19 protein-coding genes are annotated in these 18220 nt (G+C 46.4%); 16 read left to right on the forward strand and 3 right to left on the reverse strand.

Annotated features, from left to right (window positions below):
- Nucleotides 1-228 precede the first annotated feature (228 nt).
- From ACR0QN_RS06490 to ACR0QN_RS06510, 5 genes are all read left to right on the forward strand, one after another.
- Nucleotides 229-1242: a hypothetical protein gene (locus ACR0QN_RS06490; protein ID WP_432650386.1), complete on the forward strand. Its 1014-nt coding sequence runs from the start codon at nucleotides 229-231 to the stop codon at nucleotides 1240-1242.
- Between the two features lie 29 nt (nucleotides 1243-1271).
- Nucleotides 1272-1997, forward strand: coding sequence for a hypothetical protein (locus tag ACR0QN_RS06495; protein ID WP_432650387.1), 726 nt, complete (start codon nucleotides 1272-1274; stop codon nucleotides 1995-1997).
- A gap of 225 nt (nucleotides 1998-2222) precedes the next feature.
- Nucleotides 2223-2882 carry a DUF4358 domain-containing protein gene (locus ACR0QN_RS06500; RefSeq protein ID WP_432650388.1) on the forward strand — a complete coding sequence of 220 codons (660 nt, stop codon included), beginning with the start codon at nucleotides 2223-2225 and terminating at the stop codon, nucleotides 2880-2882.
- Nucleotides 2883-3081: 199 nt separating this feature from the next.
- Entirely contained in the window at nucleotides 3082-4179 is a 1098-nt protein-coding gene (locus ACR0QN_RS06505) for a D-alanyl-D-alanine carboxypeptidase family protein (RefSeq protein WP_432650389.1), read from the forward strand.
- A 143-nt stretch (nucleotides 4180-4322) separates the two neighbouring features.
- Complete coding sequence (locus tag ACR0QN_RS06510) at nucleotides 4323-5084, forward strand: SGNH/GDSL hydrolase family protein (protein WP_432650390.1); 762 nt, start codon at nucleotides 4323-4325, stop codon at nucleotides 5082-5084.
- A gap of 1 nt (nucleotide 5085) precedes the next feature.
- On the opposite strand, the gene ACR0QN_RS06515 is transcribed toward ACR0QN_RS06510, so the two are convergent.
- Nucleotides 5086-5382 carry a hypothetical protein gene (locus ACR0QN_RS06515; RefSeq protein ID WP_432650391.1) on the reverse strand — a complete coding sequence of 99 codons (297 nt, stop codon included), beginning with the start codon at nucleotides 5380-5382 and terminating at the stop codon, nucleotides 5086-5088.
- Nucleotides 5383-5601: 219 nt separating this feature from the next.
- Here ACR0QN_RS06515 and ACR0QN_RS06520 point away from each other — a divergent pair, with 219 nt between their 5' ends.
- The 3 genes from ACR0QN_RS06520 to ACR0QN_RS06530 all read left to right on the forward strand — a co-directional run bounded on the left by ACR0QN_RS06520 (nucleotide 5602) and on the right by ACR0QN_RS06530 (nucleotide 9483).
- Nucleotides 5602-7317 carry a phospho-sugar mutase gene (locus ACR0QN_RS06520; protein WP_432650392.1) on the forward strand — a complete coding sequence of 572 codons (1716 nt, stop codon included), beginning with the start codon at nucleotides 5602-5604 and terminating at the stop codon, nucleotides 7315-7317.
- Nucleotides 7318-7406: 89 nt separating this feature from the next.
- Nucleotides 7407-8810, forward strand: coding sequence for a DNA repair protein RadA (gene radA / locus ACR0QN_RS06525; RefSeq protein WP_432650393.1), 1404 nt, complete (start codon nucleotides 7407-7409; stop codon nucleotides 8808-8810).
- 106 nt (nucleotides 8811-8916) lie between these two features.
- Nucleotides 8917-9483: a hypothetical protein gene (locus tag ACR0QN_RS06530; RefSeq protein ID WP_432650394.1), complete on the forward strand. Its 567-nt coding sequence runs from the start codon at nucleotides 8917-8919 to the stop codon at nucleotides 9481-9483.
- A 44-nt stretch (nucleotides 9484-9527) separates the two neighbouring features.
- Here the strand turns inward: ACR0QN_RS06530 and sigE are convergent, their stop codons facing one another.
- Nucleotides 9528-10220 carry an RNA polymerase sporulation sigma factor SigE gene (gene sigE, locus ACR0QN_RS06535; RefSeq protein WP_432650428.1) on the reverse strand — a complete coding sequence of 231 codons (693 nt, stop codon included), beginning with the start codon at nucleotides 10218-10220 and terminating at the stop codon, nucleotides 9528-9530.
- 48 nt (nucleotides 10221-10268) lie between these two features.
- Complete coding sequence (locus tag ACR0QN_RS06540; protein WP_432650395.1) at nucleotides 10269-11102, reverse strand: sigma-E processing peptidase SpoIIGA; 834 nt, start codon at nucleotides 11100-11102, stop codon at nucleotides 10269-10271.
- A gap of 295 nt (nucleotides 11103-11397) precedes the next feature.
- On the opposite strand from ACR0QN_RS06540, the gene rsxC reads away from it, so the two are divergent.
- The 8 genes from rsxC to ACR0QN_RS06580 all read left to right on the forward strand — a co-directional run bounded on the left by rsxC (nucleotide 11398) and on the right by ACR0QN_RS06580 (nucleotide 18188).
- Entirely contained in the window at nucleotides 11398-12696 is a 1299-nt protein-coding gene (rsxC, locus tag ACR0QN_RS06545; RefSeq protein WP_432650396.1) for an electron transport complex subunit RsxC, read from the forward strand.
- A 31-nt stretch (nucleotides 12697-12727) separates the two neighbouring features.
- Nucleotides 12728-13663, forward strand: coding sequence for an RnfABCDGE type electron transport complex subunit D (locus tag ACR0QN_RS06550; RefSeq protein ID WP_432650397.1), 936 nt, complete (start codon nucleotides 12728-12730; stop codon nucleotides 13661-13663).
- Entirely contained in the window at nucleotides 13660-14205 is a 546-nt protein-coding gene (locus tag ACR0QN_RS06555) for an FMN-binding protein (RefSeq protein WP_432650398.1), read from the forward strand. Before ACR0QN_RS06550 ends, ACR0QN_RS06555 begins: the two co-directional genes overlap by 4 nt.
- The gene (gene rsxE, locus ACR0QN_RS06560; RefSeq protein ID WP_432650399.1) at nucleotides 14198-14878 is read left to right on the forward strand and encodes an electron transport complex subunit RsxE; all 681 of its coding nucleotides are present in this window, start codon (nucleotides 14198-14200) and stop codon (nucleotides 14876-14878) included. Before ACR0QN_RS06555 ends, rsxE begins: the two co-directional genes overlap by 8 nt.
- Complete coding sequence (locus ACR0QN_RS06565) at nucleotides 14875-15465, forward strand: electron transport complex protein RnfA (RefSeq protein ID WP_432650400.1); 591 nt, start codon at nucleotides 14875-14877, stop codon at nucleotides 15463-15465. The genes rsxE and ACR0QN_RS06565 overlap by 4 nt, the downstream gene beginning before the upstream one ends.
- 67 nt (nucleotides 15466-15532) lie before the next feature.
- Nucleotides 15533-16330 carry an RnfABCDGE type electron transport complex subunit B gene (locus tag ACR0QN_RS06570; RefSeq protein WP_432650401.1) on the forward strand — a complete coding sequence of 266 codons (798 nt, stop codon included), beginning with the start codon at nucleotides 15533-15535 and terminating at the stop codon, nucleotides 16328-16330.
- Nucleotides 16331-16509: 179 nt separating this feature from the next.
- Nucleotides 16510-16956, forward strand: a complete 447-nt coding sequence (locus ACR0QN_RS06575; RefSeq protein WP_432650402.1) for an RNA polymerase sigma factor — start codon at nucleotides 16510-16512, stop codon at nucleotides 16954-16956.
- 14 nt (nucleotides 16957-16970) lie between these two features.
- Nucleotides 16971-18188: a hypothetical protein gene (locus ACR0QN_RS06580; RefSeq protein WP_432650403.1), complete on the forward strand. Its 1218-nt coding sequence runs from the start codon at nucleotides 16971-16973 to the stop codon at nucleotides 18186-18188.
- The last annotated feature ends 32 nt before the right edge of the window (nucleotides 18189-18220 follow it).

Below are 18220 nucleotides of genomic sequence, written 5' to 3' on the forward strand. Positions count from 1 at the left end.
TTTCAAAAAAAAATACTTTTTGTGCAAATTTTAACAGGATTTCAAAATTCTATCGCCGACAGAAAAGGCTTATCCCTTATTTCACTCCAATTGTACACTTTTTATACACAAAAACTTATTTATTTACAAATAGGACAAATAAAAGTTTCTTATTATTAGTTAGTTTGCGGATTGAAATGTGATATACTTTATACTATAATGAAGTGATAGGAGAAAAGGGGGCAGAGTATGGATACGGGTATTGTAACGGACGAGTTCCGCAGGATATACGATAATTCGCTCCTGCCTGCGGCAGTTGCCGGCAAAGATGGTCTTGTTTACTGCAACAGAGCTTTTGGACCATTTGCCCCGGAGCTTTCCTCAGAGCTTGCTTCACTTCATACGGGAGAAGCTTATGAAAAGTACGTTTACTGCGGCGGCAGGCTTTATAAGGCATATGTTTCCCCTGTAAACGGCTGCGAAAGCCTTGTTAACATTGCTCCTGCTGCTTCGTTTTCAGACGACTGCTTTGAAGTTCTGAGTGCTGCGGTGCGCCACGCAGTTTCCTCCGTATCGGCGGCGGCGGATAATCTGTTCGACATTTATGAGACAGAGCCAGCGGCAGCGCTTCTGAGCGTTATTGACAGTTCAATGCTCACCCTTTTATCGGAGTTCCTTATTCCCGAGGAAATAATGCAGCTGAGGGGACGCAAATGCTCGGATTTTGCCCCCGTCAGCGTTTCGGCAGAACTGACAAAGCTTTCCGACGAGCTTTCCGAGGTGCTTTCAAGGCATAATATCCAGATAAATGCAAATATTGCTTCGGGAATGTTTGCAAGGATAGATATGCGTGCAGTCAAGCTTCTGCTTACCGATTTTGCAGTTAAGACGATGGAGGGTGAACGGCACGTTGAGGCGATCGGCATAAGGCTTTTCCGAAACGGTGCAGACCGTATGAGGGTCAGTCTGACCTGCGGATACATTATGAGGCTCCCTTCCGAGCTCGTTTCGGAAGCTGTAATAAAGCCCGAGGATTATTCTCCTGCCGAAAAACTTAAAGCTCTTGTAAGCGGCATATTCGGGTGCGATATTTCCTGCTCCGAGTCTGCAGACTGCTGTTCTTTGATGATAGATATTCCTATGTCAGAGACTCCACGTTCCGAGGGACTGCGTTCTCCTGTAAAATTTTACGGTCAGGAACGCTTTTCCGATGAAAACGCTTATCTTTCCAGATTCGGGATAAATCCACGATACAAAATATAAACAGATAAATTTGAAAGGATGTACTTAAAATGGATAAAATGAAAAAAGCTCTTGCGGCTGTTGCTGCTGTCTGCCTTATTTTGACCGGCTGCGGAAAAAGCAACGAGGAAGAAGTTACCGAGACAACTACTGCGGCAAAACCCGACTTCTCAACAGCTTCCGCCGAGAATGCAGAAGATTTGCTTGGAGACGAAGAAACTGTCAGCATTTATACAGGCAAAGAGGTTGAGAATGAGGAAGATCTTGCTATTTTCAAATTCAACTGCACTTTGCCCGACGGCTTTGAAACTGTGATAGATAATGCCGAAGGAAAGCAGTATTCAACGCCTTTCGGCGGCATTGTTGTAAAGGCTCAGAATTATAAGGAAGAATTTCAGAATCTTGAAGTCTTTGCCGATTCGGGCTGCGCTTCCATTAAGGTAAGCAATATGCTTTATCAGGCGGATACAGAATTTTCCGAACCGATAAAGACTACCGTTGCGGGCTTTGATGCGATCAGATATGATTACACCGTTACATCATACATTTTCCCACCCGTAACAGATGAAAACGGCGAATATGTTATGGACGAAAACGATCAGTATGTCCTTTCGGAGGACAAGGAGATCAACGGCGAATATGTTGACCGTGTGTATTATTTCTATTCCGATGAAGATGTTTTCTACATCATCTGCGAGGCTACGAAGGAAAATGCCGAAGCAGCTCAGGCAGGATTTGATGAATTTATTGACTCGATCACTATATCCAAGAAGTGATAAGACAATCGAATTTATAGAATTTATATAAGTATCAGATAGGAAAAACGGGGTAAATAATGCCTCGTTTTTCTTTATTTTCCACAATGATAACAGCAAGGTTACAAATTATGACTAAATAATCAATTTTGAGCCGGCGGTATTGATTATTTTCTGTAATCTGATATAATCATTATGACGTCAGGCAAGACGTTTTAATATAGAGTAAAAGAAAGGAAATTTATTATGAACAAGAAAATTGCAATGCTTACAGCTCTGCTTGCTGTAGGAATGACATTCGCTGCCTGCGGAGGAGGCAAAAACGAGGAAACAAGCGAAACCACCGCCGCCGAAACCACAATTGCAGAAACTTCCGATACCGAATCTGCCGAAACAGAGGAAGATATTCTTCCCGAGGAAAGCGAGAGCCTTGAGGTATCTGCGGACGAAACTTCTGAAGAAATGGTGGACGACGAAGACGCCGAGCCTGTGGTTCCCGAGGAGGCAGTATCAGATAATCCTCTCTATCCCGCTGTTGAAAAGGCTCTTTCCGAAAGCGAATGGCCTTCTATGGCTGAGGTCACAGACGAGGTGATACTCAAGGAGTTCTTCCTTCTTGACCCTGCCAACGAAAATTACAAGGAAATGATAGTAATGCAGTGTCCCATCAGTGCAGTAATGAGCGAGATAATCATTATCAACGCCGACGACGTTTCCGCCGCAGAAGCCGACCTGGAGGCGAGAAAGACAAAGGCTATTGAACAGGACGCCTGGTATCCAAACGATCAGGAGCTTGCAGCAGCTTCCATTGTAGGAACTAACGGAAATTATGCATATTACATCATAGGTCAGAACGCTTCTGCCGCCGAACAGTCCATAAACGACTACATTTCGTCTCTTTCCTGATAATTAAGTTTTAAAACATACCTCAGACCGTCATACGGCTAATTTGGCGTATGACGGTTTTTTAATGATTTGACCTATTGCTTGAAACAGGAATGAAAATTAGTGAAAAATGCCTATTGCGCTCTTACTGCTTTGTATGTTATCATTATAAGAGATATAAAAACAGCTTTTGCGGCATTTTTTGAAAGGAAATGACTTGATGAATAAAACAAAACAAGGCGGTATGAGCAGCGCTCAGCTTGCGAGGAAAAAAAGAATTTTCAGAGCAAGAGTAATGGCAATTCTGATAGTTCTGCTTCTCGGCGGCGGAATATGGCTGCTTGTTTCGGCTCTTTCACAAATAAATACAGTCACCGAGCTTACGGTGGACGCTTCGGGATATACTGTTTTACAGGCGCTTCCTTCTCAGAGCGAGTTTGAGGAGGAAAAGCGTATGGAGGAACTGAAGATCGAGAACGAGATCTTCGAGCAGAAGGACAGCTATCCCATTGATATGATAATCCAGACACCATACTGTGTAATGTACGACGTTCAGGGCAGACAGGTGCTGTATTCCAAAAATGCGGAGGAAAAGGCTTTTCCCGCCAGCACCACGAAAATTATGACTGCCGCAGTAATGATGGAGTACACCACTCCCGAAACCGTGTTCAGGGCAGGGGACGAGCAGTCGCTTGTTCAGCCGGGTTCAAGCCTTGCATATCTTAACGTGGGCAGCGAGCTTGACAGAGAAATGATGCTTGACGCCATAATGCTCCCCTCGGGAAATGACGCTTCTTACTGTGCAGCGGCTGTAACGGGCAGGATAATTGCCGAAAAGGACGATCTCCCTGCAGACGAGGCTGTCAATGTGTTCATCAATACAATGAACGAGAAAATTAAGGAGATAGGCTGTCAAAATACCAATTTCACCTGTCCCGACGGCTTCCACGACGATAATCACTACACAACCGCAATGGATCTGCTCCGTATGACCCTTTATTCACAGAATTATCCCGAGATAGCCAAATCGGGAAAAAAATCCTACCGTGAGCTTGAATTCCTTTCGGGAGAGTACATTTACTGGAACAATTCCAACAAGCTTATCCAGCCGGATAACGACTATTATTATCCTTATGCAACAGGTCTTAAAACAGGTATGACCGATTACTCGGGCCATTGTGTAGTAGCTACTGCCGAGCGCTTCGGACACGAGCTTATAATAGTATGCCTCGGAAGTGAAAGCGCCGCTGTACGCTGGAACGATACCATAGCTCTTTTTGACGCAGGCTTTGCGTACATAAGAAATAACGATAACTAAAGTTATGGCTGCTGTGCATTTTTGTACGGCAGCCTTTTTTATGCTTGACATATCCTTACAAATGTAGTATGCTATATTTGAGTGAATTTGATTAAAAGCGAAACTTATCTATATGAGCTTCGCAGAAAAGGACGGTCATTACAATGGATTTTTCAAAGCTGAATTTCGGCGTGGACGGCGACAGCATAACGGCAGGGGAGCAGTGGTCATATCACGTATATAAGGAGCTGGGAATGGCTTCACATCACAATGTAGGCGTAGGCAGCGCAGTATGGTATAAAAGGACCTTGACCTGCACCTCCGGAAGCGTGACAACTCAGGATTATACCGACCCCGATTTTGCGGGGATAAGCGACGGCTGGGAGGAGACAGATGATATAAACGAGCTGCAGAAGAGAGCAAATAACTGTGCTGTAGTACATACCCAGCGCTTTATTGAAGAGGTAAAAAGCGGCAAATATCCCGTTCCCGATATATTTGCTTTTGCAATGGGCACAAACGACGCTCTCGACTGCCTTGGAGACCCTGAAAAGGCACTTGAGGGCAAATCACTTGAGAATAACGAAAGCATCGACCTTTTCACCGAAGCAGGCGCTGCAAGATGGTGCATACAGCGCATTATGGAGGAATTTCCTCTCTGCCGGGTATTTGTCCTCACACCGCTCCAGACTGCCACGCCCGAGCATAACCGCAAGGTAGAGAAGACTATAGAGGTGCTGAGAAAAATAACGGGAGAAATGACCGCCCAGGTGATCGATTGCTTCCATAACAGCGGCATATGCGAGAAATTCGAGGTAATAGGCGGCACGGGCAAGTATCTAAGAGACGGTCTCCACCCCGATGTCCCCGGTCAGACCCTTGAGGGCAGATACGCCGCCAAGGAAATAAGAAACAATATGTTCTGAGTTATTTTTCGGTTATTCCGTAAAATTCCCGTGAATAGAGTGCGCTTATAGCTTGCCTGCGCTTGTATCTGCGGCGTTCCTCCGACTTCTTTTCAGCCTTGACTTTTGCATTGTTCCAGCCTGCGGTGAAGATAAGTATCGCCATAATGCTGCCGTACAGGGCAATAAAGTAGGCGATGGGAGCAGGGTCGCATTCAGCCGCAAGACTTGAATATTTAGCTGTAAAGAAGATGTCTGCGGCAAGGCACATAAGAGCGGCTAAGGGGTATTCCTTCAGAATGGGTAAGTATTTTTTCATTTTCATCATTTCCTTTCCTGATGTTCTGAAATGATTATAACATATGTACTGTGTAAAAATTCAGACAGCAGACATTTTTCCGGAAATAAAATGTGAAAAATATGAAAAATCATAAAATTCCCTATTGGCAAATCGGGAAATATATGTTATAATAATATTTGAACTATTCATTGCTGTGTTTTATGCGAAAATCAAATTTTATAATGAGGTGACTAAGTTATGAATGAAAAGGAGCTTTATGCGCTTTGGTGCGAAAAGGCTGTAGACGATCCCGACCTTCAGACAGAGCTTAAATCTATCGAGGGTGACGATGAGGCTATCAAGGACAGATTTTACCGTGACCTGGAATTCGGTACAGGCGGTCTCAGAGGCGTTATCGGCGCAGGTGCATACAGAATGAACGTATATACAGTAAGACGTGCTACACAGGGTCTTGCGGATTACGTTAACGAGGCATTCAAGAACCCTTCCGTTGCAATTTCCTACGACAGCCGTATCAAGTCCGATGTTTTCGCAAAGGAAGCGGCTTCCGTTCTTGCTGCAAACGGCATCAAGGTATATATCTACACCGAGCTTATGCCCACTCCTATGCTCTCCTACGCTGTAAGAGCGCATAAGTGCAGCGCAGGTATTATGATCACCGCATCACATAACCCTGCCAAGTACAACGGCTATAAGGTATACGGCTCCGACGGCTGCCAGCTCACTCTCGGCGCAGCTGAGATCGTTCTGAAGAACATCAACAGCGTTCCTATGTTCGACGGCGCAAAGACTACCGATTATGAGAAGGCTGTTTCCGACGGAATGATAAATTACATTTCCCAGACAGTTATCGACAATTACCTTGACGAGGTGTCCAAGCAGGGTATCCACACCGACCTCGTAAAGACAAGCGGCCTTAAGGTGGTATACACTCCTCTTAACGGAACAGGTAACAAGCCCGTAAGAGCTATCCTCAAGAAGATAGGCATTGAGGACGTTACCGTTGTTCCCGAGCAGGAATATCCCAACGGCAACTTTACCACCTGCCCCTTCCCCAACCCCGAGATCAAGGAGGCGCTTTCTCTTGGTCTCAAGCTTTGTGAGACAGTCAAGCCTGACCTTCTTCTTGCAACCGACCCCGACGCAGACCGTGTAGGTATCGCAGTACCCTCCGATAACGGCTACGAGCTTTTCACCGGAAACGAAGTAGGCGCAATGCTCCTCGAGTACATCTGCTCCGAGAGAACAAAGATGGGTACAATGCCCGAGGATCCCGTTGCTGTAAAGACCATTGTTACCACCGATATCGCCGCAAAGATCTGCAAGGAGTATAACGTTAAGCTCATTGAAGTTCTCACAGGCTTCAAGTTCATCGGCGAGCAGATCGGCTTCTTGGAGGACAAGGGTCAGGAAGACAGATACATCTTTGGCTTTGAGGAGAGCTACGGCTATCTCGCAGGCTCTTATGTAAGAGACAAGGACGCAGTTGTTGCTTCAATGCTCATCTGTGAAATGGCAGCATTCTACCGCACAAAGGGCATTTCTCTCATTCAGGCAAGAGAGAATATGTACAAGAAGTACGGTGTTTACGTTCATACTCAGTCCTCCTTCGTATGCGAGGGTGCAAGCGGTATGGAGAGAATGAAGGAAATTATGGCAGGTCTTCGCAGCAATACTCCTACCGAGATCGGCGGTCTCAAGGTAACACGTTTTGAGGACTATGCAGCAAGCACATCTGTAGACACCGAGACAGGTGCAAAGACAATGCTCACTCTGCCCAAGTCCGATGTTCTCACCTTCAAGCTCACCGATGGTGCAAGCGTAATTATCCGTCCTTCCGGAACAGAGCCTAAGATCAAGGCTTACTACACCACCACAGGCGCAACAAGAGAAGAAGCGGCAGCACTTGAAAAGACAATTTCCGCTGATTTTGCAAAGAAGCTTGGATTTTAAGTTCACAGCATAAGCTTTACGACCGGTATGGGGCACAGCTTCATACCGGTTTTTAAAATTTCCAAAAATTATATGAAAGGAACAGCAAAATGCCTGCTAAGCTTAAATCAGTATACATCTGCAGCTCCTGCGGCTTTGAATCGCCTAAATGGAACGGCAAATGCCCCTCCTGCGGCGAGTGGAATACCTTCGAGGAGGATATAATAGAAGAAGCGCCAAAAAAGTCGTCACTTAAATCCGCACCCTCGGCGGCAGGGGGAGCAGACTGCTCGGACAAGATACGCACCCTGTCTCAGATAGACACCGACGAGGAAATACGCTATTCAACGGGAGCAGGGGAGCTTGACAGAGTTCTCGGCGGAGGACTTGTGAAAGGCTCGCTTGTGCTCTTAGGCGGCGAGCCGGGAATAGGAAAATCCACGCTCCTGCTCCAGATATGCAGCTATCTGGGCGCCGAGCATACTATACTCTACGTATCGGGAGAGGAAAGCGTAAGACAGGTAAAACTCAGAGCCGACCGTCTCGGAGTGACCACTCCCAACCTCTACCTTCTCAGTATGACCGACGCCGAATCCATCTGCAGCACCATAATGTCCTCCCGACCCGAGATTGTAATAATCGACTCCATACAGACAATGAATATCCGCAGTATCACTTCCGCATCGGGCAGCATAACCCAGGTGAGAGAGTGTACAAATCTCTTTATGCATCTTGCCAAGGATATGGAGATACCCATTTTCCTTGTAGGTCACGTGAACAAGGACGGTGCCATAGCAGGACCCAAGGTAATGGAGCATATAGTTGATACCGTTCTCTTTTTCGAGGGCGACCGCCACCAGAGCTATCGCCTGCTCAGAGCCGTAAAGAACCGTTTCGGCTCAACAAACGAGATAGGCGTTTTTGAAATGCTGGACAGCGGACTTAATCAGGTGGAAAATCCCTCTCTTATGTTCCTCTCGGGCAGACCCACAGGCGTATCGGGAAGCTGCGTAGGCTGCGTTATGGAGGGTACCCGCCCCATTCTTGCGGAGGTGCAGGCTCTTGTTACCAAAAGCAGCTATTCCGCCCCCCGAAGGACCTCCACGGGCTTTGATTTCAGCCGCCTTGCAATAATAATCGCCGTTCTTGAGAAAAGAGCAGGGCTTTTCTACGGTACTTTGGATATTTATGTAAATATCGTAGGCGGTTTCCGCCTTGACGAGCCTGCCGCCGATCTTCCTGCCGCCCTTGCCCTCTACAGCAGCCTTATGGATATGCCCATAAATGAAAAGCTTGTATCTTTCGGTGAAATAGGTCTCGGCGGAGAGATACGAAGCGTTTCAAATGTTCCTCAAAGAATTGCCGAAGCACAGCGTCTCGGCTTTGAGAAATGTATTATCCCCAAAATGTCGCTCAGGCAGATAGACCCGAAAAAATACAATATCGGCATAATCGCCGTATCAAATATCCGACAGGCATTTGACTATCTGAAAAAAGAATATAACAAAGACTAATTTGTGCAGCTGTCACAAATCTTTTGCGTAAAATCAAAAATATTTGACATTTCTCAGCAAATGTGATATCATTATAATAAGCAAAAAGGAAAGGAGCGAAGCCACAATGAATAAAAACAGCAAAACAAGCTATAAGGTAGCCTTAGGCGGCGTGGTCTCCGCTCTCTGCCTTACCTTGATGTTCCTGACGGGAGTTTTTCCCATACTCAGTATGGCGATACCCATTTACGCAGGGGCGCTTATGATAATAGTCGCCACCGAGGTAAGCACAAGTTGGGCGTTTGCAGCATTTTTCGCCGTATCCCTGCTTTCGCTTTTCCTCACCCCCGACAAGGAAGCCACCACGCTTTTTATAATGTTTTTCGGCTACTATCCCATAATCTCGCCGAAGCTTGATAAAATAAAGCTGCCGCTTTTGCGCACCCTCTGCAAATTCGGCATATTCAACGCTGCAATGATAATATGGTACAAGCTTATCACCCTTATTATGGGCGTTTACGATTTTTTCGGTGATTTCTCCTTCCTCGGGAAATATGCCGTTGTGGGCGTAATGGTGTTCATAAACCTTGTCTTTATCCTCTACGATTACACCATTCAGATGATACGAGACGTTTATATCAAATGGTTTCGTCCCACCTATTTCGGAAAAAAGAAGCCGAAGAAATCTGCCTGAATGTAACTTCTATATGCCGCAGACAAAAACGTCTGCGGCATATTTTACATCATCTGCCTGTCAAGCTCCTTTTTCAGCTTTTTGATTATCTTCTTTTCAAGCCTTGAAATATATGACTGAGATATCCCGATAACGTCCGCAACCTCTTTTTGTGTCATTTCCTTTCCTGTTTTCAGCCCAAATCTCATTTCCATAATTATCCTCTCACGCTCGGGCAGACGGCATACAGTCTCCCTCAGAACAGCTTTTTCTGCATCGTCCTCAATGCCGCTGTTCACCGTATCATCATCTGTCCCGAGAATATCCGAAAGCAGCAGCTCGTTTCCGTCCCAGTCAATGTTCAAAGGCTCGTCAATGGAAATGTCGTTTTTGTGCTGTGAGGTTTTTCTCAGAAACATAAGTATCTCATTTTCAATGCACCTTGAAGCATAAGTGGCAAGCTTGATATTTTTTGTGGGAGAGAAGGTGTTCACCGCTTTTATAAGCCCGATAGTGCCTATTGAGACCAGGTCGTCAACACATATCCCCGTAGACTCAAACTTTTTTGCAATGTATACCACAAGCCGCAGATTATGAACAATAAGCTGCTCTCTGCCCTTTTGTGCGTCGGTGAGAAGCAGAGCGAAGGCTTCTTCCTCTTCTGATTTTGTGAGAGGCGGAGGGAGCGTTTCGGGACCGTTTATGTAAAAAACACCTTCCGAAATCCCAAGAAGCTTTGCCGCAAGCTCCCTTGCCATCTGAAAAAGCCGCTCTGCATTTAACATAATAAACCATATCCTTTCTTATCAAATAAGTATTTTCGGATTAAATACTGCTTTGGAATTATCATTCTCAGCCGCACCGAGATAAACGTCTGCACGGAATATCTGCCCCGTTTCATCATTTTTAAGACAAACGTCCCGAGGACAGATAACAGCCATTATCCCCGAGTCCGACACGGTAGAGTAGGGTATTATCCGCCATCTTTTCCCAAGTGAAGTCTTTCCTTCGGTCACGCTCACGCAGTCGGGAACGGTGTCATAAAGGGTCAGAAGAACATCTCTCGGACACACGATAACATATTTCCCCGTAAAGCTGTCTTTCAGGATATTACCTGTATCTGCCACCGCCGTAAAGCTTGCCGTCCTTCCGCAATCGGAAACTATCACCGTATATGAGCCGTCCGTGCCATAATCGGATAATCGCTTGTACACCCCAATACACACATAAGCCGCAATTGAAGTAATGACCAGAGCAGGCATAGAAAAATCCGCATAGATAACGCCGTTTCTTGCTGTAATGAACCGTCCTCCCGTAAGATAAGCAAGTCCCGTTCCAAGTCCCCCGAAAATAAAGGCGCAAAGGTAAAACACCACCATTCGGCGGAAAAAATGCCCAATATTTTCAAATCCGAAAGCAATAATAACAATGACCGCCGAGGAAATTATCTTTATGGGTGCAAGTAAAAGTGAAAGGCTTTTCGGCAGAAATATCGCCAGAGAAAAAAGACTCCCCACAACCGCCGCAAATATCCCTCTGCCTGTTTTAAGAGGACTGTGAGTGATAGCAGCCGCCGACTTTATCAGCAGAAAATCCACGTAAATATTTGTAATAATAAGAATATCCGCATATATGTACATAAAAGAATCTTCTCCGTCCAAGTTTTATGAATAAATTATATCATTGCGGGGATAAAGCTTTTGTCGAAACAATGCAGGGAGAAAATAGTCTGTATGGAACAAAAAAATAATAAAATCTGTGTTGACTTTTAATTGTCTTTGTGTTATAATTTTTATTGACACTTTAAAGAGATGTAGCAAGGGTGCTTTACTTCGGGGATTTTCTGCGGGGATAATGCACCCTTTAAATATCATATTTTAACGAAAAAAGTCAATGCTTTAAATATAAAAGCTCAGAAGAAAGGATTGAACTGATATGTCCGTAAAAACAGGAGGAGTAAGGCTGCCGCATCATAAATCCACCGAAAATAAGGCGACTGTCGATTTCCCTCTGCCAAAGAAGCTCATACTGCCTATGTCGCAGTGTATGGGCGCCCCCTGCATCCCTCTTGTAAAAAAAGGGGACGAGGTCACAGTAGGAATGAAAATAGGTGATTCTGATAAGCCGATGTCAGTCCCCGTACATTCACCCGCCTCTGGAAAGGTGTCGGAAATAACCGATTGGAGACTGTCAAACGGAGCCGCCTGCAAAGCCGTGATAATAGAAACAGACGGACTTCAGACCCCTTGCCCCGATATAAAGCCTCCGGTCGTGACCGATAGAAAGAGTTTTCTTGCTGCAGTCAGAGAAAGCGGCTGCTGCGGACTTGGCGGCGCAGGCTTTCCCACTCATATAAAGCTGGGTTTTGACCCGGAAAAAACTCCTATTGACACACTTCTTGTAAACGGAGCCGAGTGCGAACCGTATATCACCTCCGACTATCGTGAATTTGTGGAAGCCCCCGAGGAAGTGATCGACGGCATTTCCTATATAATGAAAGAGCTTAATATCCCAAACTGCAAAATAGGCATAGAGGCAAATAAACCTGCCGCCATTGCCGATATGAAAAAGAGAACAGCAGACAATAAGAATATCGAAGTGGTATCCCTCCCCTCAACATATCCTCAGGGCGCAGAAAAGGTGCTTATCTACACCGCCACAGGCAGAATAGTAGCCGAGGGTGAGCTTCCCGCTCATCAGGGCGTTATCGTGATGAACGTCTCTACCATTGCCTTCCTCATAAGATATATCCGCACAGGAATGCCTCTCATAAGCAAGCGTCTTACCATAGACGGCACAGCAGTTACCAAAAACAGCGGCAACTATCGTGTTCTTGTGGGAACTCCCGCCTCGGAACTGCTTGAATACTGCGGCGCCGCCGAGTACGATAAAGTCCTCTACGGCGGACCTATGATGGGAATGGCTCTGGACAGCGCCGACCGTCCCGTTATCAAGGTAAACAATGCTATCCTTGCATTTAAGGATATCCCCGAAACAAAAACCACATCCTGTATCCGCTGCGGAAGATGCGTCCGTGCCTGTCCCGTAAAGCTTATGCCCGTAAGCCTCGAGAGCGCATACGACAGGGGAGATACTGCCGAGCTTGAAAGGCTCAAGGTCAGACTTTGCATAAACTGCGGCTGCTGCTCCTATGTCTGTCCCGCAAACAGGCGGCTTGCGGAGAAAAATCAGCTTGCCAAGGGGCTTCTGATGAATGCAGCAAAGCGAAAATAAGCAAATTTCCATTGAAAGGATCTGAATATACGTGAGCCTTAATGTGTCTCCCTCACCCCATATCCACGACAATATAAGCACCCGCAAGGTAATGCTGATGGTCATAATCGCACTTATGCCTGCCTGCATAGCAGGAGTGATAATTTTCGGACCGATGACACTTTTAAATCTTGCAGTCTGTACTGTTTCCTGCGTTTTTTTCGAGTATATCCTCAGACGGATAATGAAAAAGCCTCAGACCATATCCGACCTGTCCGCAGTTGTAACGGGACTTCTTCTCGGAATGAACCTCCCTCCTGCAATAAATCCGCTTTTCGGCGTAATAGGCTCATTCGTGGCTATCGGCATAACAAAGCAGCTTTTCGGCGGCATAGGTCAGAACTTCGCAAACCCCGCCATCGTGGGCAGAATAGTCCTTATGCTTTCCTTTACGGGTCATATGTCTGCGTGGAGCGCACCCTTTTATTATAAAAATACCGCCGACGCAGTAACAACGGCAACTCCTCTTGTAACAAAGGACGCCGATTATCTCTCGCTTTTCCTCGGAACCACAGGAGGCTGTATCGGTGAGACCTGCGCCCTTGCCCTTATCATAGGCGGCGTATTCCTTATGATAACAAGGATAATCACCCCCCACGCACCTCTTGCCTTTATCGGAACAGTCGCCCTCCTCACATTCCTTGCAGGAGACGACCCACTTTATGCTATACTCTCGGGCGGACTTATGCTTGGCGCATTCTTTATGGCGACCGATTACGCCACCACTCCCCTCACAGGAAAGGGCAAGCTTATTTTCGGCATAGGCTGCGGAATACTCACCTTTGCCATAAGAAAATTCGGCAGCTACCCCGAGGGCGTATCATTCTCAATACTTCTTATGAACCTGCTTGTACCCTATATCGACAGGCTCTGCGAGCTTAGACCCGTAGGTGCAAAAAAGCCTGAAAAGGAGGGTGCAAAGGTATGACAATGAAAGAAAAAATTATGCCCCCCCTTGTCCTCACGCTAATATGCGTAATATCCTCGGCACTCCTTGTGCTTGCCTATAATCTCACCTATGTGGACACCACAGGAATAATAACCGATAAGCTTTCCGCAGGACTTTCAGAAATTTACGGCACACCCGATGGCTTTGAAATGCTCATAAACGATGACGGGACTGTAAAATCCTACGAAGGCGTTACCTCAATCATCGACAACGGCAGCGGCAAAACCGCCTTTGAGATAACCGCCGACGGATATTCCAAAGGAGGACTTCATCTTCTCATCGGCTTTGACGAAAGCGGAGCAGTCTGCGGAATTTCCGTCCTAACCATAGGCGAGACTCCGGGACTTGGAACCAAAGTGCAGGACAGCGCATACCTTGACCGCTTCAAGGGCATAACCTCCCCGGATTTTCAGGTTGACGGCATAACAGGAGCCACATATTCCTCAAAGGGAATGAACAAAGCGGTGGAGACAGCCGTCAATGCCTACTCTCAGCTAAAGGAGGAACAGGGAAATGGCTGAAAACAGTAACCTCAAGGAATTTACCAAAGGCATAATCAAGGAAAATCCCACCCTTGTGACCCTGCTGGGAATGTGCCCCACCCTGGCAGTAACCACAATGGCAGAAAACGGTCTGGGAATGGGCATAGCCACCACCTTTGTCCTTGTCTGCTCAAATGCGGTGGTGTCGCTCCTCAAAAACGTTATCCCCAAAGCAGTAAGACTGCCCTGCTTCATCGTAATAATCGCAAGCTTTGTTACCCTCATAGAATTTCTGATGAAAGGCTATGTTCCTGCACTTTATGACAGCTTGGGACTTTTCCTCTCTCTCATAACCGTTAACTGCATAATCCTCGGAAGAGCGGAAGCCTTTGCATCGAAAAATAAACTTATTCCTTCTATCCTCGACGGACTTGGAATGGGCATAGGCTTCACCCTTGCCCTTTTCCTGATGGGCTCATTCCGTGAGATCCTCGGCACAGGCAAATGGCTGGGCATCGACCTCCACATTCCCGACCCTATGACCATATTCATAATGCCCGCAGGCGGATTTTTCGTTCTCGGCTGTATAATCGCAATTGTGAATAAGATTGCAAACCGCAAGCCGCCTCAGCAGATAGGCTGCGCAGGCTGTCCCTGCGCCGACAGCTGCACAGGCTGCGCCAACGAAAATAAGGAGGAAAAAGCTGTATGAGATCAATGCTCGTGATACTGTTCAGCGCAATGCTGACAAATAACTTTGTCCTCTCGAAATTTATGGGCATCTGCCCCTTTTTAGGCGTATCGAAAAAGCTTGACAGCGCCGCAGGAATGGGCGCCGCCGTTACCTTCGTAATGGTATGCGCCACACTCTGCACCTATCCGATCTATACATTGCTACTTGCCCCCTTCGGACTTGAGTATCTCAAGACCGTAGCATTTATCCTTATAATCGCCCTCTTCGTTCAGCTTATTGAAATGATACTCAAGAAGAAAATGCCTGCCCTTTACGGCTCGCTGGGCGTTTATCTTCCCCTTATCACCACAAACTGCGCCGTACTCGGCGTGACCATTCTCAATATCGACAACGGCTACACCTTCGGAGAGTCCATCGTTGACGCACTTGGCGCAGGTCTTGGCTTCACCCTTGCCCTGCTCATATTCAGCGGTGTCCGTTCAAGAGTTGACAAGGCAGATGTCCCCGAGACCTTCAAGGGCGTTCCTGCCACACTTATAGCCGCTTCAATCGTTTCCGTAAGCTTTATGAGCTTTTCGGGAATGGTCGAGGGAATATTCGGCTGATATCCTGCGGGCGGCTGACCCCGTCCGCATAACAAAGAAAATAACCTTATCGAAAGGATAGATATAAATGTTTGAAGCATACATTCTTCCCGTCCTCATTTTTGCGGGAATGGGAATACTTGCAGGCGTGCTGCTTACCGCCGCTTCAAAGATATTTGCGGTAAAGTCCGACCCACGGGTGGACGAGGTGAACGAGGCTCTCCCACAGGTAAACTGCGGAGCCTGCGGCTACAGCGGCTGCTTTGACTATGCTAAAGCCATAGTCCTAAAGGGCGAAAAAGCCAACCTCTGCAAACCCGGAGGAGCAAAGTCCGCAGAGAAGATAGGCGAAATAATGGGAGTCACCGCAGGGGAAACGTACAAGCAAATTGCTGTTGTCCACTGCTCGGCAGACTGCGAAAGCAAGCAGCGAAGCTTTGATTTTGACGGCGAGCTTACCTGCGTAAACGCCAAGCGTTTTTACGGCGGAATGTGGGGCTGCAAATTCAGCTGTCTCGGACAAGGCGACTGCGCTAAGGTCTGTCCCGTAAACGCCATCGTCATAAAAGACGACCTCGCAAAAATAGACAGATCAAAATGTATCGGCTGCGGAATGTGCGCCGAGACCTGCCCCAATGACGTTATTGAAATAAGAAAGATCGCTCCCACCGCCGATGTCCTCTGCAGTTCAAAGGATATGGGCAAGGCGGTCAAAGCGGTATGCGGCAAGGGCTGTATCGGCTGTAAGCTGTGCGAGAAGCAGTGCGATTTTGACGCAATTCACGTGTCGGAAAATATTGCCCGTGTAGACCACGAAAAATGCACCGCCTGCGGAAAATGCGCCGAGAAATGCCCCGTCAAGGTAATCACGATCTCAAAAGCCTGATACCTACCAATAAATCTCCCGAGGACAATATCCCGGGAGATTTATTTCTCTTACATTATAGCACAAATGTATCAAAATGCCAATTGACAAATCGAACAAAATTTCTTGTCACATTTTGACTTCCTGCCGCATTTTATCTATGAGTACTCAAAAAGACAATAGGGGATGTGATAAAACAAATGAAGCCGAATTTTGAGGAGACCGTTGACAAATACGGAGACCTGGTCTATAAAACCGCTTATCTGTACAGCGGCACATTCTCCGACAGCGAGGATATTTTTCAGGAGACTTTTCTCAAACTGTCAAGCCATAAACGGGAATTCAGGGACGAGGAGCATTTAAAAGCGTGGCTCATACGGGTGACGGTAAATTTCTGCAAAATGCTTCACCGAAGCGCCTACAGCCGCTATAAAGCGGAGCTTGACGAAAATATCACGTCGGAAAGCAATGACGCACTTGAAAAGCAAACGGTAACAGAAGCGGTAATGAAGCTGCCCGAAAGCTACCGCCTGCCCGTACTGCTGTATTACTACTACGGCTATTCCTGCGATGAGACCGCAAAGATCCGAGCCTGCCGTAAGGACAAGGCTCAAACGTGCAAGGACTGCGCTCAGAAAAGAACTTGAGGAGGTATGGCAAGATGAATAACAGCGAGCTTATAAAAAACGCATTTGAAGATATCGCTCCGTCCGAGGAGCTGCTTGAAAAAGTAAAAGCGGCCAAAACAGCCGAAAGCAAGAGCCGCCCAAGGCTCAGAAAGGGGATAATTATCCCCGTGGCATTATGCTTTGCAGCCTGTCTCGGTGTGACTGCCGCAGCGGTAACGGGAAATCTTGATTTTGATGTGATTTTCGGTGACAGGATAAAGGTAGCCGACAGCGAGCTTGCCGAGGAGCTTATAGGCAAGGTGAGCAACGTCAAATACTCCGTTTCCGATGATGATTACATCGTAAGCGTGGCAGGTGTAACAGGCGGCTCAGATAATCTTTATGCAGTTATCGAGATATCCCGAAAGGACGGCACCCCCGTAACAGAGCATTTTCAGAATCCCGCCGATTTTGAGCATAATGATTTTACTTGGCTTGAGGATAACGTTAAGATAAAAAATGCAGCGGGATTTATAGACCAGATGTCATGGGGCGGTGGTTTTGGTCAATCAATAACAGAAAATGGAAATATAATTTATACAATGGATATTGATGGCTCCGCTCCGATCAGCGGCAAGATCATTTACGCTGAGGGAGATACGCTTGTCTGGTGGGATAAATACAATGAGATATGCGATGAAACAAATTCCTATTACGGAAAGAATAAAGGCGAATGTGGTTTTTATGACAAAGATACCAATGAGCCTGTACAGACCGATATCAGTTCTGTGGTAGCCATACCCCTGAAATGGAGCATAAGCTTTAAATACACAGCTTCTGACAAATCTCTTGATGTTCTCACCTGCAAAGCCCCCGAGGAAAAAGCGATTTTCCGTCTCAAGTTACCCGACGAGATAGGCGACAAAATTTACGAAGGCGGCTCAGAGCGTTATGAGTTTGAATGCACCGTAAATCTGATCGAGATATCGCCCACAGGCGGAAAAATGGATATTGAATTTCCCTGCAATGAAAACAATAATTTCTTTACGGGTGTTGATACAGGTATTGAAAACGAGATGTATCTTGTGAGGACTGACGGTTCACAAATACCCGTATCATTTAACGGCTGGTCGGGCAAGCTTGATAACGGCATTTCCGAAATGTCTCTTCGCCTTGCATATATGCTGCCTTATGATCATTTCAAAAATTATATGGATATTTCTGATGTCTGCGCTTTAAGCTTCAACGGAATTGAATACCCGTTAACGTAAAATAACGGCAGTACAGCCCATTATGAGCCGTA

It is taken from the genome of Huintestinicola sp., assembly GCF_050874005.1.
Taxonomy (GTDB): Bacteria; Bacillota; Clostridia; order Oscillospirales; family Ruminococcaceae; genus Huintestinicola.